The 19,680-nt window shown below is 41.4% G+C and carries 25 protein-coding genes and 2 tRNA genes; 17 read left to right on the top strand and 10 right to left on the bottom strand.

Features of this window, described 5'->3' with window-relative positions:
* Positions 1-47 precede the first annotated feature (47 nt).
* From DBR32_RS04105 to DBR32_RS04070, 8 genes are all read left to right on the top strand, one after another.
* Positions 48-1,019, top strand: coding sequence for a lysylphosphatidylglycerol synthase domain-containing protein (locus DBR32_RS04105; RefSeq protein WP_124635031.1), 972 nt, complete (start codon positions 48-50; stop codon positions 1,017-1,019).
* A gap of 79 nt (positions 1,020-1,098) precedes the next feature.
* Positions 1,099-2,148: a tRNA preQ1(34) S-adenosylmethionine ribosyltransferase-isomerase QueA gene (gene queA, locus DBR32_RS04100; RefSeq protein WP_124635030.1), complete on the top strand. Its 1,050-nt coding sequence runs from the start codon at positions 1,099-1,101 to the stop codon at positions 2,146-2,148.
* A 136-nt stretch (positions 2,149-2,284) separates the two neighbouring features.
* Positions 2,285-2,482 (top strand): 30S ribosomal protein S21, encoded by a 198-nt coding sequence (rpsU, locus tag DBR32_RS04095; protein WP_124635029.1) that lies wholly within the window; start codon positions 2,285-2,287, stop codon positions 2,480-2,482.
* Between the two features lie 150 nt (positions 2,483-2,632).
* Entirely contained in the window at positions 2,633-3,535 is a 903-nt protein-coding gene (locus DBR32_RS04090) for a tyrosine-type recombinase/integrase (protein WP_199724346.1), read from the top strand.
* Between the two features lie 65 nt (positions 3,536-3,600).
* Entirely contained in the window at positions 3,601-3,900 is a 300-nt protein-coding gene (hpf, locus tag DBR32_RS04085; protein ID WP_124635028.1) for a ribosome hibernation-promoting factor, HPF/YfiA family, read from the top strand.
* A 334-nt stretch (positions 3,901-4,234) separates the two neighbouring features.
* On the top strand, positions 4,235-5,404 hold the full coding sequence (locus DBR32_RS04080; RefSeq protein ID WP_124635027.1) for a DUF4105 domain-containing protein: 1,170 nt from the start codon (positions 4,235-4,237) through the stop codon (positions 5,402-5,404).
* 67 nt (positions 5,405-5,471) lie between these two features.
* Positions 5,472-6,179, top strand: a complete 708-nt coding sequence (locus DBR32_RS04075) for a response regulator transcription factor (protein WP_124635026.1) — start codon at positions 5,472-5,474, stop codon at positions 6,177-6,179.
* A 70-nt stretch (positions 6,180-6,249) separates the two neighbouring features.
* A complete protein-coding gene (locus tag DBR32_RS04070; RefSeq protein ID WP_124635025.1) occupies positions 6,250-6,552 on the top strand; it encodes a hypothetical protein in 303 nt (100 codons plus the stop codon).
* Positions 6,553-6,608: 56 nt separating this feature from the next.
* Here the strand turns inward: DBR32_RS04070 and DBR32_RS04065 are convergent, their stop codons facing one another.
* The 4 genes from DBR32_RS04065 to azu all read right to left on the bottom strand — a co-directional run bounded on the left by DBR32_RS04065 (position 6,609) and on the right by azu (position 10,562).
* Positions 6,609-8,096, bottom strand: a complete 1,488-nt coding sequence (locus tag DBR32_RS04065) for a DUF2079 domain-containing protein (protein ID WP_124635024.1) — start codon at positions 8,094-8,096, stop codon at positions 6,609-6,611.
* Between the two features lie 221 nt (positions 8,097-8,317).
* Entirely contained in the window at positions 8,318-8,752 is a 435-nt protein-coding gene (locus tag DBR32_RS04060; RefSeq protein WP_124635023.1) for an FKBP-type peptidyl-prolyl cis-trans isomerase, read from the bottom strand.
* Positions 8,753-8,781: 29 nt separating this feature from the next.
* Positions 8,782-10,023 (bottom strand): peptidase T, encoded by a 1,242-nt coding sequence (gene pepT, locus DBR32_RS04055; protein WP_124635022.1) that lies wholly within the window; start codon positions 10,021-10,023, stop codon positions 8,782-8,784.
* Positions 10,024-10,046: 23 nt separating this feature from the next.
* The gene (gene azu, locus DBR32_RS04050; protein ID WP_158605902.1) at positions 10,047-10,562 is read right to left on the bottom strand and encodes an azurin; all 516 of its coding nucleotides are present in this window, start codon (positions 10,560-10,562) and stop codon (positions 10,047-10,049) included.
* Between the two features lie 111 nt (positions 10,563-10,673).
* On the opposite strand from azu, the gene DBR32_RS04045 reads away from it, so the two are divergent.
* The 4 genes from DBR32_RS04045 to DBR32_RS04030 all read left to right on the top strand — a co-directional run bounded on the left by DBR32_RS04045 (position 10,674) and on the right by DBR32_RS04030 (position 13,386).
* Entirely contained in the window at positions 10,674-11,315 is a 642-nt protein-coding gene (locus tag DBR32_RS04045; RefSeq protein WP_124635020.1) for a CoA pyrophosphatase, read from the top strand.
* A 272-nt stretch (positions 11,316-11,587) separates the two neighbouring features.
* The gene (locus DBR32_RS04040; protein ID WP_124635019.1) at positions 11,588-11,953 is read left to right on the top strand and encodes a helix-turn-helix transcriptional regulator; all 366 of its coding nucleotides are present in this window, start codon (positions 11,588-11,590) and stop codon (positions 11,951-11,953) included.
* 244 nt (positions 11,954-12,197) lie between these two features.
* A complete protein-coding gene (locus DBR32_RS04035) occupies positions 12,198-12,770 on the top strand; it encodes a hypothetical protein (protein WP_124635018.1) in 573 nt (190 codons plus the stop codon).
* A 7-nt stretch (positions 12,771-12,777) separates the two neighbouring features.
* Positions 12,778-13,386 (top strand): riboflavin synthase, encoded by a 609-nt coding sequence (locus DBR32_RS04030; RefSeq protein WP_124635017.1) that lies wholly within the window; start codon positions 12,778-12,780, stop codon positions 13,384-13,386.
* Here the strand turns inward: DBR32_RS04030 and DBR32_RS04025 are convergent.
* The 5 genes from DBR32_RS04025 to rpmH all read right to left on the bottom strand — a co-directional run bounded on the left by DBR32_RS04025 (position 13,367) and on the right by rpmH (position 15,572).
* A complete protein-coding gene (locus DBR32_RS04025) occupies positions 13,367-13,744 on the bottom strand; it encodes a DUF1634 domain-containing protein (RefSeq protein WP_124635016.1) in 378 nt (125 codons plus the stop codon). The two genes, DBR32_RS04030 and DBR32_RS04025, sit on opposite strands and share 20 nt — an antisense overlap.
* Positions 13,745-13,767: 23 nt before the next feature.
* A complete protein-coding gene (locus DBR32_RS04020) occupies positions 13,768-14,625 on the bottom strand; it encodes a sulfite exporter TauE/SafE family protein (RefSeq protein WP_124635015.1) in 858 nt (285 codons plus the stop codon).
* Between the two features lie 147 nt (positions 14,626-14,772).
* Complete coding sequence (gene yidD / locus DBR32_RS04015; RefSeq protein WP_370453695.1) at positions 14,773-14,970, bottom strand: membrane protein insertion efficiency factor YidD; 198 nt, start codon at positions 14,968-14,970, stop codon at positions 14,773-14,775.
* A 4-nt stretch (positions 14,971-14,974) separates the two neighbouring features.
* Positions 14,975-15,397 carry a ribonuclease P protein component gene (rnpA, locus tag DBR32_RS04010; RefSeq protein ID WP_233559653.1) on the bottom strand — a complete coding sequence of 141 codons (423 nt, stop codon included), beginning with the start codon at positions 15,395-15,397 and terminating at the stop codon, positions 14,975-14,977.
* A gap of 19 nt (positions 15,398-15,416) precedes the next feature.
* On the bottom strand, positions 15,417-15,572 hold the full coding sequence (gene rpmH / locus DBR32_RS04005) for a 50S ribosomal protein L34 (protein WP_124635013.1): 156 nt from the start codon (positions 15,570-15,572) through the stop codon (positions 15,417-15,419).
* A gap of 242 nt (positions 15,573-15,814) precedes the next feature.
* On the opposite strand from rpmH, the gene DBR32_RS04000 reads away from it, so the two are divergent.
* Positions 15,815-16,960 (top strand): DNA polymerase III subunit delta', encoded by a 1,146-nt coding sequence (locus DBR32_RS04000; RefSeq protein ID WP_124635012.1) that lies wholly within the window; start codon positions 15,815-15,817, stop codon positions 16,958-16,960.
* Between the two features lie 39 nt (positions 16,961-16,999).
* Here the strand turns inward: DBR32_RS04000 and DBR32_RS03995 are convergent, their stop codons facing one another.
* Positions 17,000-17,473 (bottom strand): GAF domain-containing protein, encoded by a 474-nt coding sequence (locus DBR32_RS03995; protein ID WP_124635011.1) that lies wholly within the window; start codon positions 17,471-17,473, stop codon positions 17,000-17,002.
* 63 nt (positions 17,474-17,536) lie between these two features.
* Here DBR32_RS03995 and DBR32_RS03990 point away from each other — a divergent pair, with 63 nt between their 5' ends.
* The 4 genes from DBR32_RS03990 (at position 17,537) to DBR32_RS03975 (ending at position 19,621) form a co-directional block, all read left to right on the top strand.
* Positions 17,537-17,977, top strand: a complete 441-nt coding sequence (locus DBR32_RS03990; protein WP_199724345.1) for a DUF983 domain-containing protein — start codon at positions 17,537-17,539, stop codon at positions 17,975-17,977.
* A gap of 150 nt (positions 17,978-18,127) precedes the next feature.
* On the top strand, positions 18,128-19,351 hold the full coding sequence (locus tag DBR32_RS03985) for an aminotransferase class V-fold PLP-dependent enzyme (RefSeq protein WP_124635010.1): 1,224 nt from the start codon (positions 18,128-18,130) through the stop codon (positions 19,349-19,351).
* A gap of 58 nt (positions 19,352-19,409) precedes the next feature.
* Positions 19,410-19,483: transfer RNA gene (locus tag DBR32_RS03980), tRNA-Met, on the top strand.
* Between the two features lie 64 nt (positions 19,484-19,547).
* Positions 19,548-19,621: transfer RNA gene (locus tag DBR32_RS03975), tRNA-Pro, on the top strand.
* Positions 19,622-19,680: the final 59 nt, after the last annotated feature.

Below are 19,680 nucleotides of genomic sequence, written 5' to 3'. Positions count from 1 at the left end.
TTTTTAAATTTTCAGATTGGCTTTTGCCAAAGCTGTGTGCTCCTTATATGAACAAAATTACCAAAAAAATATGGCTCAACTATATATTCGCTCCGGCACTTTTGGTTTTGCTCTTGTTTTTGATCTATAAGCAGGTGATGGCTAAAGGGGATATGGCCGCACAATGGCAGGCCCTGAAGGCACACCTGAACCCTGAGACCTTAAAATGGTTTGTGCTGGTCTTGCTTTTAGCACCGCTTAACTGGACACTTGAGGCCCTGAAATGGCAGCGCTTGCTTTCCAGAATTACTCCCGTTAGATTTACCAAGGCTTTTGCTTCCATGCTTACGGGAATGGCTTTTTCTTTGGTTACGCCTAACCGTGTGGGGGATTTTGCCGGGCGTATCCTCCATGTTCAAAACCGGTATAAACTTAAGGCGGCTATTGCCAGTATGATCGGGAGTATTGCACAAATGTGTATTACCGCCAGCTTTGGTATTGCCGGACTCATCTATTATAATCTGTATTTTGGCAATACACTCAGTCTGGTGCTATTAGGTCTTGCGGTTTTATTGGCTTTTGCCATCATTTGGTTTTACCTGAGGATAGATATGCTTTCCCGCCTTGCCACAAAGTATCGCTGGTTGAGAAGGGTCAATATTGCCCTTAGGGTATTGAGAAATTACCGAAAAGCTGATCTGGGCTATATATTACTGTTGGCTTTTGGTCGTTTCCTGATCTACAACGGGCAGTTTTTATTACTGGTTAATATCTTAGGAGCAGCTGTTCCTTGGGGACCCGGATTCCTAATGTCTGCCTTAATGTTTTGGACCCTTGCCGTGGTCCCTTCTATCGCGATGCTGGAATTGGGCGTAAGGGGTTATGCCGGCATGTCTTTATTTGTGACCACCGGGCTTACGGCAGCGAGTTTGCCCATTCTTAGCGGATCCTATATGCTATGGGTTATTAACCTCGTGCTGCCCGCTTTATTGGGCAGTGTGCTGATCCTTGGCCTGCGTCTGGGTAAGCGTGTAGAGTAATTTGGGTTTGCGCTTAAAATTGCGTACCTTTGCAGACTTATTTTTCACAAAATCCAAAAACAAACATATCCTGTAAGATATGAAACTATCCCAGTTTAAATTTGACATGCCGATCGAATTGATCGCGCAGAACCCTGCAAAGGAAAGAGACGAAAGTCGTTTAATGGTTATTCACCGTGATACCGGCAAAATCGAACACAAAATTTTCAAAGACGTTTTAAACTATTTCGAGGACAAAGATGTAATGGTTGTGAACAACACTAAGGTGTTCCCCGCGCGTCTTTATGGAAAGAAAGAAAAAACGGGTGCCAAGATCGAAGTATTTCTTTTAAGAGAATTGCATAAAGCAAATCGTCTTTGGGATGTAATTGTTGATCCTGCCCGTAAGATTCGTGTAGGTAATAAGCTTTACTTTGGCGATAATGATGAATTAGTAGCAGAAGTAATCGACAATACCACGTCCCGTGGCCGTACGATCCGTTTTTTATTCGATGGTGATGATGCCGCATTCAAACAAGTATTGGACAGTATGGGTGAAACCCCTTTGCCGAAATTGTTTAAACGCAAGCCTGAAGAGGAAGATAAAGAACGTTACCAAACTGTATATGCCAAGTATGAAGGGGCTGTTGCTGCGCCTACAGCAGGTTTGCACTTTAGCCGCGAGCTGATCAAGCGTTTGGAAATTGAAGGCGTGAAATTTGCAGAGATTACCTTACATACCGGTTTGGGTACTTTCAGACCAATTGAAGTAGAGGATCTGAGCAAGCATAAAATGGATGCAGAATATTTCCGTGTTGATGAGTATGCTTGTGGGATTGTAAATAAAGCACTGGAACAAAAGAAACGTATTTGTGCGATTGGTACAACAACCATGCGTGCATTGGAAAGCTCTGTTACGGCTCAAGGTTTATTAAAGCCGGAAGAAGGTTGGACGAATTTGTTCATCCACCCACCACATGAGTTTTCAATTGCCAATTCTTTGATCACGAATTTTCATCTGCCTAAAACAAGTCTGTTGATTATGGCTTGTGCATTTGGCGGTTATGATTTAGCGATGGAAGCCTATAATACTGCGATTAAAGAAAAGTATAACTTCTTTAGTTATGGTGATGCCATGCTGATCTTATAAAACGATTATTGTATATAAAAAAGCGATCCGGAACATCCGGATCGCTTTTTTATGAGATCATTTCAAAGTATATAAGCTTTTTATTATATTTTTTGTATCTTTGCAGCCATTTTTCACATAAAAGGAGGTATTAAGCATGCTAATTATCGATTCTAAAGATTGCGAGAATATTGACAAAGCACTCAAAAAGTATAAAAAGAAATTTGAGAAGTCCCGTACATTGAATCAGCTACGTAAACGCCAAGCGTTCATCAAGCCATCTATTACTAATAGAGAACAAGTATTGAAAGCCGCGTATCGTCAGCAAATTCTTGCTGGAAAAGTGGAGTTATAATCTTCTTTTTCTCGAAAAAAGCATCCCATCGGGCAAGCCATCGGCTTGCCCGATTTTGTTATAAAATAGCTAAAAGAATCTTTTGCATCTTTCTGTTTTGTATATTTACGGTACAAAAGAATAGCAGATACGCTGTTAATAATAGTGCTTATGATGGTCTTGCTCTTAGATACGTTTGTAAGGTACCTTAGGTTCGAAAAAAGAATGTCGGATCATACTATTATTGCTTACAAAACCGACTTATCACAGTTTATTCATTATATGAAGGCGACTTATGATATTGAAATGGCCAATGAGGTTAAATCGATACATATCCGCTCTTGGTTGGTTGATTTAAAAGAATTGAAACAAAAAGAGCGTTCCCTGCAAAGAAAAATTTCTTCACTTAAATCCTGGTTTAAATTTTTACTGAATCGGACGGAGGTCACAGAGAACCCAACCGTGCAGATTACCGGTCCTAAAGCGCCCAAAAGATTACCCGCTTTTTTAGAGCAACAGCAGAGTGAGGCGCTGTTTGCCACACCGGACTATGCCGCTGGCTTTGAAGGCCTGACGGAGGAACTCATTATGGAATTACTGTACCAAACCGGGATTAGAAGAGCCGAGCTGATCGGACTGTTGGAACAGGATGTAGATCCTTACCGGAAACAGATTGTTGTCTTAGGAAAACGCAACAAAGAACGGGCGATTCCGATCGGAGCGGGTCTGCTTGTTTTAATCAAAAACTATATAGCAGAAAAAAAAGCGAAGGTTTCTACAGAACATAATTTTTTATTAACTTTAGAATCAGGAAAGCCATTGTATGATCAGTATGTGTATCGGGTGGTGAAAAAATACTTACAAGAGGTCACCACTTTATCGAAGAAAAGCCCGCATGTGTTGCGGCATACTTTCGCTACCCATCTGACCAATAATGGTGCCAATATCAGTGCAATCAAAGAATTACTGGGGCATAGTAGTCTGGCTGCCACCCAAATCTATACCCATAATAATATAGAACATTTAAAGAAAATCTATCAACAGGCACATCCCAAAGCAGTAAAAGACGAATAGATCAACAGAAAGATTGATCACCAAGACTTAAAGATTTAGTTAACCCTTTCTAAAATTTAAAATTTATGAACGTTCAGATTCAAACCGTCCATTTTGACGCAGATCAAAAACTTATTGACCATATCGAAAAAAAAGTAGAAAAGCTTAAAACGTTTCATGACCGGATTGTGAGCGTGGAAGTATCGCTGATCTTGGAACATGTAAGTGAAAAAGTGAAGGATAAGGTCGTACATATAAAAGTGAATATTCCTAAAACGGCCTTGTTTGCAAAACATGAGTCCAAAATATTTGAAGAATCTTTTGAACACGCTTTCGATTCTGTCGTAAGCCAGATCAAAAAACATAAAGAAAAACTAACGGCATAGATACCGCTGTCTTAATATATTTTAATCTACACGGGGTTTGCAAACGCAAGCTCCGTGTTTTTTTGACCATAACACAAACGCCTACCTGTTGAAACAGATAGGCGTTGCATTTCACCTAAAAACAAAAAAACAATACTCTTAAAAAACTAATACTAGTCCTCAAGAATCATTGATTATAATAATAACTCTTAATGGTTCCGAAATGTTGCCCTTATTATTATAAAAAATAGTTAATGCTCATGCTGCCCTAAGAATCTTGCAGAAATACTGAAACAAATGCAGGCATAAATCTGTATTTTGTTTAGGTTTGCAGCATTAAAACGATCATAGCGTTATGCGTATACTTTTTGCTTTTTTTCTGTTATGTTTAAGTTTTTGTGCCCGTGCACAGCAAGATACCAGCCGTATCAGGATCAGTGTACTGACTTGTGGTACCGGAGAAGAGTTGTACACCACTTTCGGGCATTCGGGGGTTCGTGTGGTGGATAGCAATGCGCAAACAGATCTCGTGTATAATTATGGATTATTTAATTTCAGTGATCCTGATTTCTACAGCAAGTTTACCAGGGGTAAATTATTGTATTTTGTAGGGACAGAATCTTTTCCTGATTTTATGAGTACCTATCAATACGAAAAACGCAATGTCGCCGAAGAAGTCATGAATGTTGGTATGGCGGACAAACAACGGATTATTCAATACCTGAAGGAGAATTTAAAACCCGAAAACCGATCGTATCAATATGATTTCCTATTTGACAACTGTGCCACCCGAATTAGGGACATCTTTCCAAACACCCTCGACACCAGCTTTCGGTATGGCGCTGTATTGAATGCAAAAAAGGTGACTTTCAGGGCCATCCTGAATGAATATTTAAGGGCTAATCACTGGTCACGCCTGGGCATCAATATCCTGCTGGCCAGCAAAATAGACCGGGAAATGACGGATGAGGAGGCAATGTTCCTCCCTGATATGTTGTATACCGGATTAAGGACGGCAACATATCATCAAAAAGTCTTAATGTCTGAAATAACGACGATTTATAAGGGCGCTGATAAGCCCAAACTGGGTCCGAATAAGCCTTTGTGGATGATGATGGCGCTATTACTTTTGGTTTTACTCGTCTTTTTTGTAAGGCCTTTGCGTAGGCTGAAAAATATTCTTTCCTTTACCCTGCTTTTGTTATCGGGCGCTTTAGGTTGTTTCATTTTGTTTATGTGGTTTGGAACGGATCATAAATCCTGTGACAATAATTATAATATCCTTTGGGCCTTTCCGCTGAACCTGATTGTTGCCTTCACTATGTTTAAGCCCCGGAAATGGCATATAAAATACAGCCTGTTTGCGATCGGCTTGCTGATGGTGGCTTTACTCATTCATAGTGCCGGTATCCAGGTAATGCCGCTGATCGAATTGTTGCCCTTTTTCGTAAGCCTGCTCTATATCTATATGTATATGTACAAACGCGCTTTGGCAGCCTATGCCGCACAGGCCAAACCCCGCTAGATTTTATTTTACAATTCCCTTACATTTCGAATTGTACTTTTGTATGATATATAGTAATTTACCGTTTATGAAAGTAGAAAAGAGAGCCTCTTTATTGATTGTAGAAGACGAGGAGAGTTTACGGGAAGCCTTAAAGCTAAACCTGGAGTTGGAAGATTATGAAGTGACCACAGTGGTTTCCGGAACTGGAGCCATTAAAGCGGTAAAGCAAGAATATTTCGATTTGATTATTTTAGATATCATGCTTCCTGAAATGGATGGCATTACGGTATGTGAAAATATACGGATACAGAATAATGATGTGCCTATTTTATTTTTATCGGCCCGCAACAGTAGTAACGACCGTATCGAAGGGCTGAAAAAAGGCGGAGATGATTATATGACGAAACCTTTTGATCTGGAAGAATTACTGATCAGGGTGGAGAAGCTGATTACTAAAAATAAGAAATTAAAAGAGCGGAATTATATCCCCGATACCTATAGTTTTGGGAAATGTAAGATCGATTTTACGGCGCAGGTAGGCAAGGATAAGGACGGAAAGAATATTGAGCTGAGTAAAAAAGAGATCGCCTTATTAAAACTATTGATCGAGCATAAAAATGAGGTAGTGAGCCGTGAGCATATCCTGCAGGCGGTTTGGGGCTATAATGTTTATCCGACTACCCGTACGATTGATAACTTTATCCTTAATTTCAGAAAGTATTTTGAAAAGGATAGCCGCAACCCGAAGCACTTCCATTCGGTAAGGGGTGTAGGCTATAAATTCACAGAATAAGATTTTTTACCTAAATGTTTGTAATCCTTTTGAATTGTGTTATTTTTAGGCATTCAAACGATATAGTATAATGAAAAAAATAGTACTTGCATTCGGTATTTTAGGTTTAAGTCTGGCATCTTGTCACTCCGATAAGAATTTAGTAGAAGCAGAGGTGGTTGATACCGGCGATATTAGTTCAGATGGTTGCGGTTATTTATTAAGACTGAATGATAGTGCTTTGTTAAAACCATTAGACCTGCCTTCGGCATACCATCACAACGGTTTAGCGGTGAAAATCGAGTATTCTTATTCCGGTAAGAAAGATACCTGTAACTATGGACCGAAAGTATATGAAATGGTGAATATTACGAAGATCAAAAAAGATATATAAGCGTGTATTACACGTTATTTATAAGAAAAGCGGTTCCGGATTCGGAACCGCTTTTCTTATAATGCTTTCTTCCTGAGCAGGATCACATCCTTTGTTTCCTGTACCGTTTCCCAATGAATATCTTTTTTATAGGCATCTATTTGTTCAAAATAGGCCTTTGCGTCCAGTGGCCAAATGTCTTTTTCACTTTTGAGTAAGACAATATAAGCCGCATCTTTCACTACCGGAAAATGATATAATTTCATTCTGTTGGCAATATGAGGTGCTAATCGGGAAGAGGTGGAAACGGGGACCTGTGCCGGAAGCAGTGATAAGGTTTGATACACCTCCTGGTTATTGACAAAAGAACGGTAGTGTGCCGCCTGGTATAAGCGCGTGTTTTCCGGCAGATACCATTTAGCCACCCGGGTATCTAAAAGCCGGATGGTTGTAACGATCGTAGCGAAAAGGGAGACATACAAAATGGTATTTTTACGCGCTTTTCGGGTGCTGAAAAAAGAGATTGTTGCGGCGCAGGCCAAGGGGATATACTCAATAGAATATTGAACATTAGTACCCCAAAAGGCATAATTATTAGACAACATTTTTTGCGCCAGCAGGGGGATAAGCATAATCAGGAAGGCCGGTCTTAAACATAAGAATATGCCTCCCGAAAGGAGCAGGGCTATATAAAACTCCGTTTTGATAAAATCGTAAGCCCGGTCATCAAGGATGTTCGTAAACAGTAGTTTTATCGTGTCTGCAGGATGAACGATGATATGCTGCACAATATCAGCTGCAGTAGCCCCCAAATGGCTGTAGCGGGTGAGCTGCAGGTTTTGTTGTTGTTCCTGAAGCATGGGCATTACATAAATAATGATGAACAGGGCATAAGCTATACTGCCTATAATAATGGGTAGATATAAGAATAGCAATTGCTTCCTTGTCCATATCGATTTGAAATTTAGCAGTAAGCCGCAAAAGATAAACGGTACCCATAAGGCCATCGTTTCCTGTGTCATTAATAAGAGCAGGGTAACGAGTAATAAGGGACGGGTACTCCCTTTAACGAAATAATACATTAACCAGGGTACGAGCATAGCACCCACCACATTATTATGAAAGTCGAAGGCCAAAGCAGAAAAGATACCCCAGGTCATCAAAAATTGCATTAAAATCAGCAACGAGGCCTTATGGTTATCGCGGGTCAGTTGCATAGACAATTTGTAGGTCCCATAGGCGCCCGATAAAATGCTGCAGATCTGTACCAATAAGAGGGTATACGATCCGAATAAATAATAGAAGGGAGTATATAATATCGTAATCGGGGAAAAATGAGTTGCCAGAAAGGGACTTATAATACCGCTGGGATCTAAAGTATAAGGCGCGGCCAGGCCTCTGCTGTAGGCATACAGTGCCTGATTAAACATGCCCAGGTCGAGGGCAAAGGTTCTGAAATTATAATGGTTGACCAATGAAATCGAGCTATACACGATAAAAAAAGCGGCAATGATGTATAAGACTTGTTTGCGCTGTTTTAAAGTATAGAGACCAGATTGTTGCATTGATGTGGCTAAGAATTTTGACAAAAATAGGATTCCATTTACAAAATGCCTAGTATAAGTATAAAAGGCTACCCTTCCGGTAGCCTTTTATACTTATACGGTTCCAAGATACTTGCCTGCTTAAGATAAGCAGTGTACATCCAAACCTTTATAGTTATCACTGGTATCTTTTAATTATAAACGGGCTCTTGAATCCAGGAGCCCGTTTATAATCTGTTTTTTTATTGAATGCCTAACAATTCTACTTCAAAAATGAGTGTTGAATTTGGCCCGATATCGCTTCCTACCTGACGATCACCATAAGCTAAATGTGGCGGGATGAAAAAGCGGTATTTGCTACCTGTTTTCATTAATTGAACCCCTTCTGTCCAGCCGCTGATCACGCGATTCAAAGGAAAGGTTGCCGGTTGGCCTCTTTGTACGGAACTGTCAAAGATATTGCCATTTAATAAAGTACCATGATAATGACAAGTGACGCTTTGTGCAGCGGTAGGTTGTGCCCCTTCGCCTTCTTTAAGCACCTCATACTGTAAGCCGCTTTCTAAAGCCACTACATTAGGGTTACTTTTGTTGTTTGCGAGGAAGTCCATACCTTCTTTCAGGTTGGCTTCTGCTTTGTCTTTATTTTTTTGAAATAAAATATCGGAAATGCCCATATTGATGATTTATTTGAATGTTGATTAAATTATTGTGCTACAATAGTAGAAATATGCACACATACTTCTACGGCTTTGGCCATATCCTGCACGCTGCAATATTCTTCTTTTGAGTGGATGCCCATTTCGCCGGTAAAGATATTCGGACAGGGCAAACCCATAAAGGACAGGCGGGAACCGTCGGTACCACCGCGAATGCTGATGCGTTGTGTATCTAATCCTGCTTGTTGGTATGCTTTTTCAGCAATATCCATTACCTCGGGTCTGTGGTCCAGGATTTCTTTCATATTGCGGTATTGTTCCGTTGCAATGAAATCATATCGGGATCCGGGCCATTGTGCAATGGTTTCTTTCAGTATATTTTCCAGGCGCTCCTCGTATACTTTGAGCAGCTCTGTTTTATGGTCTCTGATGATGAATTGAAGTGTGGTTACCTCTGCCGCACCGGTAATGTGGATCGGGTGTACAAATCCTTCGCTGCCTTCTGTTGTTTCCGGGCTCCAGTTGTCTTTAGGTAAAGCATCCAGAAATGCACCGGCAATTTTCATTGCATTGATCAGTTTGCCCTTAGCATAACCCGGGTGTGCACTCACACCGTGAATGCGAATCGTCACGCCATCAGCAGAAAAACTTTCTCCTTCCAAGTGGCCACGTTCACCTCCGTCTAAAGTATAGCCAAAATCAGCGCCGAGTTTCTTCATATTTACCGCATTTACCCCACGGCCAATTTCTTCGTCTGGTGTAAATAAAATACGGATTTTGCCATGTTTTACCTCCGGATGCTGGATAAGATACGCCGCCAGATCCATAATTACAGCCACACCAGCCTTATCATCTGCTCCTAATAAGGTAAGACCGGATGCGGTAATGATATCATCTCCAATACGCTCTTTCAGGTAAGGGTGCTTCTCTGTTGTGATCACAATACTGTTATCATCAGGCAGTACGATGTCTTTTCCGTTCCAATTGCGATGCAATATCGGTTTTACATTCGTACCGCTACAATCAGGAGCTGTATCTACATGCGCGCAAAAACATAATACGGGCACTTCTTTTTCAATATTGGAAGGAATCGTAGCGTACACATAGCCATATTCATCCAGTTCGGCATCTGTAATGCCTAAACCCTGCAGTTCTTCAACCAAAAGCCGGCTAAGGTCTTTTTGGTTTTCGCTGGAAGGCTGTGTTTCGGAGAAAGGGTTACTTTGTGTTTCTACCTGTACATAACGCATCAGTCGTTCTGCAACAGTATGCTGATAATTGTTGATCATGATCGTTTATTTTATCCAAAGAATTATTTTGCAGTAATGGTTCCTTTCATCATACCAAAATGACCCGGAAAGCTACATAAAAATGGGTATTCACCCGCTTCTGTAACTTTAAATTTAATTTCCGTAGCCTCACCCGCTCCGATTAATTTTGTGTGTGCGATGACTTTATCGGCCATTGCTTTCGGAACATAATCTTCCTGTTTCGCATTTACCGCACCATTTCCATAATCAGATACCGATGATCCGGGTTTTAAAATAACCACATTATGTCCCATAGTCTCTTTGCCTGACTGCCCTGTATGTTTTAAGGTTAAGGTAATCTCCTGGCCCACCGGAATGGTAAATGCTTTTTGGTTGAATTGCATATCATCTCCACCCGTTAAGGCGATCGTGGTCACTACTTCGTCTGCTACCATAGAAGAGGCTTGTTCCTGTGTTTGCGTGGCATGATCGTGTCCTTCGTGATTGTCTTGATTATCTCCGCAAGAAGCAAAAAAGATACTGCTTGCAGCCGTAAAAATAAGGGCTATTTTTTTCATATAAAATTGAGAATTTTTTATCCGGCAAAAGTAAATCATTATAAGTAAGGGCAACGTTAAAAAAACAGGAGAAAAGACCAGATATTTTGGGGAACTTCTATATTTGCAGGAATGAAATTTTCGTCCTGGAGCCACTTTGTACAGCAGCTGGAGCTGCGCTTATCTCAAACCTTGCCCGGCTTTGCTGCTCATCTTAAAATGATTCCGGAATCGAGGCGGGGGCAGCAGATGCTGGCCGGAGATGATGCCCGGCAAAGTGGGGTATTAATCTTACTGTATCCCGTAGGGGATCAGGTGCATATTGTATTGATCGAAAGAACCAATGACGGCGGCGCGCATAGCGGACAGATCGCCTTGCCTGGGGGCAAAAGGGAATCGTTTGATGAAACAATTGTGGCTACGGCGCTCAGAGAAGCAGCAGAGGAGGTTAACCTTGATGCCGGAGCACTCCGCATTTTGGGCATATTATCCCCTTTATACATTCCCGTCAGCAATTTTGAGGTGCATCCGGTAGTGGCGGTTATGCCACATCAACCGGTTCTGGAAGGTTCTGCATTTGAGGTTGCCCGCATATTAGAACCGAGCTTAGCCGAGGTCTTTGCAATACATAAAGAAGCTAAGGTTTATACCAATGCAAAACCCGGACAGTTTTGGAAGGCACCGGTATACCAGCTGCCCGATGAAACCATCATTTGGGGTGCTACTGCGATGATTCTATCTGAATTGTCCGATATTTTAGACAGTCTGACTTAATTTTTTTTAATATTTTACTAATAGAATATGTCTTAAAAGTGTTTTAAAAATATGTTCAATTGTATTGTAATTTAAATTGTTACATATTAATATATTTATTGTTATTATGTTAATGATACTTCTTTACATATTTTTTAGCAAAATTTTTATATTAATTTTTACTTTAATTGATTTATATTTGCGAACAATTTACAAAACACTACACTTCAGCCGTGAAAGAGGAAATACTACGCCATTGTACTATTAAACTACAATTAAATTAAATATACAACATGGAACAATTAATTGCCAATCCATTGGTAAATCGTAAAGAAGAAATCGCTGAAGAACAGACAAAGTTAGACTACATTGCCGTGAAGAGCGCTGCAATGACTTTAAGGGCTATCAATCACAAGTTGCGTCAACAAATCATCAAGTTGTTAGAAGAGCACAAGCGTATGAATGTTACAGACATTTATGTGAAGTTAAGGTTAGAGCAGTCTGTGGCTTCCCAGCATTTAGCAATTTTGCGTAGAGCAAATGTTGTAATTACAGAGCGTGATGGTAAATTTATTCACTATGTTTTGAATCCGACCAGAATTGCAGCCGTTGCAAAATTTGTACAGGATTTAGTAGCTACAGACGAAAAGTCTAAATAAGATCGAAATAAGATTTTAAAGCAAATATCAAAAGGCTAAACCATTATTGGTTTAGCCTTTTGTTTTAGCCCGGCCCCGGACGGGCGCCTGCAATGTCGGGATAACCACCTTATCTGCATGTAGCATCATTAAAATAAATCATCCTGCTATAACGTTAGTAAGGGAAAGCAATTTGGAGGCCGCAAAGTGGGTTTAGTTTTATATAATGCGTACCTTTAGCGCCACATTTGCCCCGGTGGGAATTATGAAAAAAATACAAATCATTTTATTGTGTCTTAGTGGTGTCATTGGTATGATCTTCATTGCCTGTAAGAAGTATGTGGATCCGACCAAACCTGATATCACGCTTACCAACCATTATTGTAATGACCCGATTGCGGCCAATTACAACCATGGGTTTCCGGGCATTCCCGATAACAGTGTTTGTCGATACCCGACCGATTTCTTTAAAGGAAACTGGCAATTTGTAGATTCTATCTTTTACCCGGATATGCGTTTTTACCGTACCCAAACCCTTTCTCTTAGTTTTACGCCTATGGATCAGGCCCTGGATACCTTCCGTACGCGATTAACGGTATTGGGCTTATGTCCTAATAATACAATACTCAAAGTAACGGCCAATAAATATGCCCTGGCCTTAACCGATACCTTATTGCCCAATGTCAATGGAGGGCAATTATTTTGCAGTGTCTCCGATACGGTAAGCGGCTTTTTTAAACGCACAAATGATACACTGAGGACTTCTATGAATATCAACCTCACTGAATTGAGTGCTGCTGATACCTTTTATCATCGCGGATTGGCTATAAAACAATAAATTTTACATGTTTACAGGAATTATCAAACATATTGGCGAGGTGCGTGCCATCGAAGCCGAAGGAAGTAATATTCACTATACGATTGCTACAGAGTTGAGCAGCGACTTAAATATAGATCAGTCTGTTGCTCATGATGGGGTTTGCCTGACCGTAGTCGCCTTAAATGAAGGTAGCTATGTCGTGACAGCTATCGAGGAAACCTTGCAAAAAACAAATCTTAAAGACTGGACGATTGGCCGAAAAGTAAATCTGGAATTGGCGCTGCAGTTGGGCACAAGGCTGGATGGCCATTTTGTACAAGGCCATGTCGATACTACAGGTGTTTGTGTGGGTAAAGAAGAAAGTGGAGGTAGTCACTTATTTACCTTTGAATTTCCGGCAGCTTTTGCGCCTTTGATGATCGAAAAGGGATCTATCTGCATCAATGGGGTGAGCTTAACCTCTTTCCAGGTTACAGAATTGACCTTTCAGGTGGCGATTATTCCTTATACCTATGAGCATACCGGATTTCATGATATTGCTGTAGGGGATCGCGTAAACCTGGAGTTTGATATTTTAGGAAAATATTTTCTCCGTAAGGCACAGCTGGACGCGGCTAATGTGTCGCACCAATAAACAGGCTACTGGCAATAATACATAAGACAACTAAGGAGATAATAATATATAACCGATTTCCTTCCAACCAATATCCATATAAGGCAAAAACAATTCTTAATATAGGGGTGATCAATAAAACGAGTACCCCTAATTGTATAATGCTGAGCGCCTCTCCATGAAGGATACCCTGTACTAATTCCGAAAAGGAAAATTTAAGGGGCGCTGCAACCAGCATGCCCGTATCAAAATTCTTTGTGCTGTTTTGAAATAAAAACAAAATAATCCCGATCAGGGTGATGCCCATAGACACCCAGACGCCAATACGAAGGGTATTGCCGACCAGCAGTTGCACATCTCTTTTGCTAAATTGTGACATAAATTTCTTTAAAAAGCGTTGAATTAATGTGTTTTATGGCTGAAATTGCCTGCGTATCCATTATAGATCATATATACGGCCAGTATGGCAACGACTATGGAGAAAATCCGTTTAAGCAGTTGTACATTGATATGGATTAACAGTTTGGAGCCGGCTAAAGAGCCTACGATAACGCCGATTACTACCGGTGCCGCAATAGAAGGTACTACATAACCGCCCGCGAAGTAAATAATACTACTTGCTGCGGCTGTTACCCCAATCATAAAATTGCTGGTTGTGGTAGATACTTTGAACGGCAGCCGCATCACATTATCCATAGCCAATACTTTGAATACGCCCCCACCGACACCTAAAAGCCCTGATAAGAAGCCGGCCAGTGCCATAATGGAAAATCCTCCGAATACATTTTTGGAACTATAGGCCACTTCTTTACCCTCATAGGGGAACGTGCCATGTAATTGGAGCTTATCGGCATAAGAGCCGGGTACAAAAGGCTCCCGGTGGTCTGGTTTTTTCTGAGCACTTAATACGGCTGTAATGATTAATACCGCCCCAAAGATCATCCCGATAACATCTACCGGCAAATCTATCATAATCACGATCACGGCACCCAATATAGCACCCAAGGTGGTGGCGATTTCCAAAAACATACCGATGCGCATATTGGTAATCCCTTCTTTTACAAAAGCAGAGGCTGCACCACTCGAGGTTCCAATCACGGAAATGAGGGAGGCCGCTACTGCATATTTCATGGGTACACCCAGTCCTAAAGTAAGCAGGGGAACAATAACGATACCCCCTCCTAAACCGGTAAGGGCACCTATAAAGCCGGCGAAAATCGCGCCGAATAAGAGTATCAGGGAAAATGACAGTTCATTCATCCTTGCAAATGTAGGATGTTTTTTATTGAAATAAACCGTTAAGTTATGAGGTGAATTAAGCGATAAGGGCCTGTAAACGTTGCCTATAAAGGATTTAGTATCCTGGGATACGAAAGGAAGATAGGCTCTTTTCGGTATGTGGGATGATTATTTTACCGGATCATAACCACTACCGCCCCAGGGATGACAGCGGCCGATTCTTTTCATGGCCATCCATCCGCCTTTAAAGGCACCATATTTTTTTATGGCTTCTAATCCATATTGAGAGCAGGTTGGGGTATACCGGCAATTGGCACCCAGCCAGGGAGAGATCATTTTTTGATACACCCTGATTACAACCATCATCAATTTAGCTAGTAGGGACATCTTGTGGCGATAATTTAGTTTGCAGGAGCGCTATGGCCTTCTTCATACATTTTTGTGTGGTCGGAAAATCGGGGATCTCCTTGCCGGTAAAGATAAAGAAAACATGCAATTGTATTTCTTTATTCTCCAACAGGGATTGCAGCAGGTGCTTTTGCAGGCGCCAGGCTTCCCGTATCAGGCGTTTGATGCGGTTACGCTGTACGGCAAGTTTCATTTTCTTTTTGGGCACACTAAAACCGGCGCGATAAAGACTGGCATCTTTGTCGCGTGGACTGGTGGTGTACATTACCCGGACAGGAAAAACAGAAAACGCCTCTCCTTGCCGGAAAAGCGTTTCAATTTGTTTACGTAATTTTAAACGTTCTGTTGCAGGTAAGGTAAAGCGCATTTGATCAGAGCTTTCCATTAATTGCAGTAGAACTAGCTTATTTCAAACGGCTTTCGTCAGAAACAGATAATTTTTTACGACCTTTTTTACGACGTGCAGCTAATACTTTGCGGCCATTGGCAGTCTCCATACGCTTACGGAAACCATGCACATTTTTACGGCGACGACGAGATGGTTGGAAAGTACGTTTCATATTATAATTTTTACTTTTTTATGAATAGTTTACCTGTAAAAAGATTTCAGTCTTTTTTATGGGACTGCAAAGGTAATTGCATTTTTTATAATATCAAAATATTTTTTATCGACCCTTTTTCAGGGGCAAAGATAAGGCTTTAGGATCAGGCATAAGCCACAATAGCTGCAGGGTAGTGCTAAGCCTTTCGGGAATTTACCCTGTTGCCTGCGACATTTGCAAAATACTCCCTGTATATTTGCATGATGCAATGGAGTACTATATACGGTCAGGACAAAGCAAAGCAAGGCTTATTGAATTACCATCAATCGGAGCATCTGCCACATGCCATTCTTATACTGGGTAAAGAAGGTTCCGGCGGCTTAGCATTGGCATTGGCCTTTGCACGCTATTTATTGTGCGAGCAAAAACATGCAGATGGTACTATTTGTGGTATATGTGCGGCTTGTCTCAAAACGAAAAACCTGGTACACCCCGATTTGCACCTTACCTTTCCCTCTGTGCCAATGAAGCCCGGAGAAAAGGCCATGAGTAAAAATAACCTGGCCGATTTTCGAAAGTTTGTTCAGGAGCATCCCTATGGAAGCGTATTTGACTGGTTGCAATTTGTAGGCGCTACCAGCAATCAGAAAGGTAATATTTCTGCGGAAGAATGCCGGCAAATGATTGAGACTCTGGGTCTGAAAGCCTCCGAAGGTGCTTATAAAATTCAGATTATTTGGCGACCCGAATATTTAGGCAAGGAAGGTAATATTCTATTAAAGTTGATAGAGGAGCCACCCGATAATACCGTATTCTTACTGGTTGCGGAAAGTACCGATGCGGTGCTGGATACCATTCTGTCCCGTACACAGCAGATTCGTCTGCAGCCTTTAAGTATTGAGGCGGTACAGTCTATTCTGACAATCAATTATAAGGTATCGGACCGGGAAGCGGCGCAGGTTGCCCAGATTGCAGAGGGCAATGTATCTCATGCCCTAACTGCTTTACACCAAAATGAAAGCGATCTTTTAGAAACGCTGAAGCAATGGTTCAACGGTGTATTTACCTATAACGGTTTATTGATCGGGAAGTGGGTAGAGCAAATGGATAAAACGAGTAAGGTGCAGCAAAAAAACTTCTTAATGTTTGCCCAGCAATTGCTGTCGCAGGCAATGCGCATACAGTTTATCCCCAATTATCAGGCACCCTTGCCGCAAGATGAATTGCAGTTTGTACAAAGGTTAAGTACCCGCAATTTTAGCGCAGAAACCGTACGCCGTATGGATGAGGAAATGAGTAAAGCCATTTATCATTTAGAGCGTAATGCCAATGCGAAGATCGTGTTACTGCATCTTTCTGTCGCCCTGCAATATATACTGAAAGGTACCGAACTAAAAGCCCTGTAAATGAGCGCCGGCATTATCTGCCGGCGATGTAAGGTTTGCTTATAGCAGGCCCACGATCCGTTCCAGGTATTCCTGATCGATCAGGTCAAAAGTGGCCAGGGTTTCGCTGTCGATATCCAATACGGCCCATACCGTATCATCCTTCTTTAAAGGAACCACAATTTCTGACTGTGACAGGCTACTGCAGGCAATATGTCCTTCGAATTGGTGTACGTCCTTTACAATGATTGTTTCGGCTTTGGCCCATGCCGTACCGCAAACCCCTTTTCCATGTGGAATCCGGGTACAGGCAATTGGTCCCTGAAAAGGTCCCAGTACTAAAGTGTTATTAGTTTGGTCTACCGAATAAAAGCCAATCCAAAACCAATTAAACTGCTCTTTTAAGATCGCACAAATATTAGCCATATTTGCTATGGTATTGGTCTCTTGTGCCAGCAAGGCTTCTGCCTGTGCCAATACATATTCGTACTGTTCTTGTTTACTACCTGAAAAAGGAATGAAGTCTTCTGCCACTTTTAATTACATTTATTGAGGGTAAAAATTGATAACTTTGCAAATCTAAATAAAATAGTAGCAATGGCTCAAGTTCCTTCTTTGTTAGGCAGTATTATCGGTATGAAATGTCCCAATTGCCGAAAGGGTAAAATGTATACCAATCCTTCCATTTTTCCACTTAAGAAAATGATGGATATGCCTGAAAGATGTACCGAATGCGGGCAAAAGATGGAAATAGAACCGGGATTTTATTATGGAACGGGCTATGTGAGTTATGGTCTGTCTATTGCGCTTACGGTGTTTAACCTGATCTGGTACCTTATTTTCTTCGGGATTAGTTTTAAGGATAATAGTTTGTTTTGGTTTATTGGGATCAATGTTGGGATTGTATTGATATTCCAGCCCTTGTTAATGCGCTATTCCAGGGTGATTTACCTCAATATGTTTGTAAAATACGGTTCGCATGATCAGCAGGAAGAAGCTCCTGTTGTCCCGGAGCCTGATTCCGGAACGCAGCACTAAATAATTCGTATAAAAAGAAGATGGAGGCACGCTAAGCGGTCTCCATCTTCTTTTTATACGGCAGGAGCCCACATTTACCATTGCTATAACGCAAAACTTGTTTTTATCCTTTACATAATACCTACCTTTGTTCCGTATTTTTAGAAAGCAATGCAACAATTCAATATAGAAAAAGTAAGACAGGATTTCCCCATATTAACCGAAAAAGTTTATGGGAAACCTTTGGTCTATTTAGATAATGGTGCCACGACACAAAAGCCTCAGGCTGTGATTGATGCCCTGACGCAGTATTATGCCACTTATAACAGTAATGTACACCGCGGGGTGCACTTCTTAAGCCAAAAAGCAACCGATGCTGAAGAAGCTGCCCGCAGGGGAGTGCAGGCTTTTATTCATGCCGCACATGAATATGAAATAATTTTTACCAAAGGCACTACAGACAGCATCAATCTGGTCGCTTATTCCTTTGCCAAAAAGTATGTCCGTCCGGGCGATGAAATTATTGTTTCAGAAATGGAACATCATTCCAATATTGTACCCTGGCAAATGGCTTGTGAAGACAGGGGAGCGACCTTGAAGGTATGGCGCATGAATGAAAAAGGGGTTTTAGACCTGGCCGATTTGGATACCCTAATTACGGATAAAACCAAAATGCTTGCGGTGACCTGGGTGAGTAATACCTTGGGTACCGTAAATCCTATTGCTGATATTGTTGCGAAAGCGCACCAACATGATGTTCCTGTGCTGGTAGATGCTGCACAAGCCATACAACATTTACCGATCGATGTACAGGCATTGGATATTGATTTTCTTGTGTTTTCCGGCCATAAAATATACGGACCAACCGGTATCGGTGTGTTATATGGTAAAGAAAAATGGTTGCAGGAAATGCCTCCTTACCAGGGTGGTGGTTCTATGATTAAGTCCGTGCAATTTTCCGGTACGACTTATACCGATCTTCCGTTCCGCTTTGAAGCCGGTACGCCCAATATTGCCGGTGCCATTGGTCTGCATGCCGCTTTGAACTATGTTCAGGATATAGGATTAACGGCGATTGCGGCTTATGAGCATGAGCTATTGGTTTATGCTCAAACACAACTGGCTGCGATACCCGGTCTGCGTTTTATCGGGGAGGCTCCGGAAAAATCCGCTACGATTTCCTTTTTAATCGGCGACCTGCATCCTTTTGATGTAGGGGAGCTTTTGGATAAGCAAGGTATTGCAGTGCGTACGGGTCATCATTGTTGTCAACCCATTATGGATAAATTCGGGATACCGGGAACAATCCGCGCTTCCTTGTCTTTTTACAATACAAAAGGGGAGATTGATGCCTTAATATCCGGCTTGCAGAAAGCGGTGAGCATGCTATCGTAAAATTATTTCATTGTTTTTTTGGTAAAATAAAAAAACTTATTACTTTTGCATCCCAATTGGCGGGGTAGCTCAGATGGTTAGAGCGCAGGATTCATAACCCTGAGGTCACGGGTTCAACTCCCGTCTCCGCTACAAAAAATAAGGTATTGGGTTCAATGGATTAAATACCTTACTTTGCACTCGGAATAATATTGATAGGGAAGTAGCGCAGTCCGGTAGCGCACCTGGTTTGGGACCAGGGGGTCGCAGGTTCGAACCCTGTCTTCCCTACAAGAAACAGTAAAGCCCCGCTCTTTTGAGTGGGGCTTTTTGTATCGGTTATTTTATAC

It is taken from the genome of Taibaiella sp. KBW10 (genome assembly GCF_003852495.1).
Taxonomy (GTDB): Bacteria; Bacteroidota; Bacteroidia; order Chitinophagales; family Chitinophagaceae; genus Edaphocola.
This window is presented reverse-complemented; position numbering and strand designations above follow the sequence as displayed.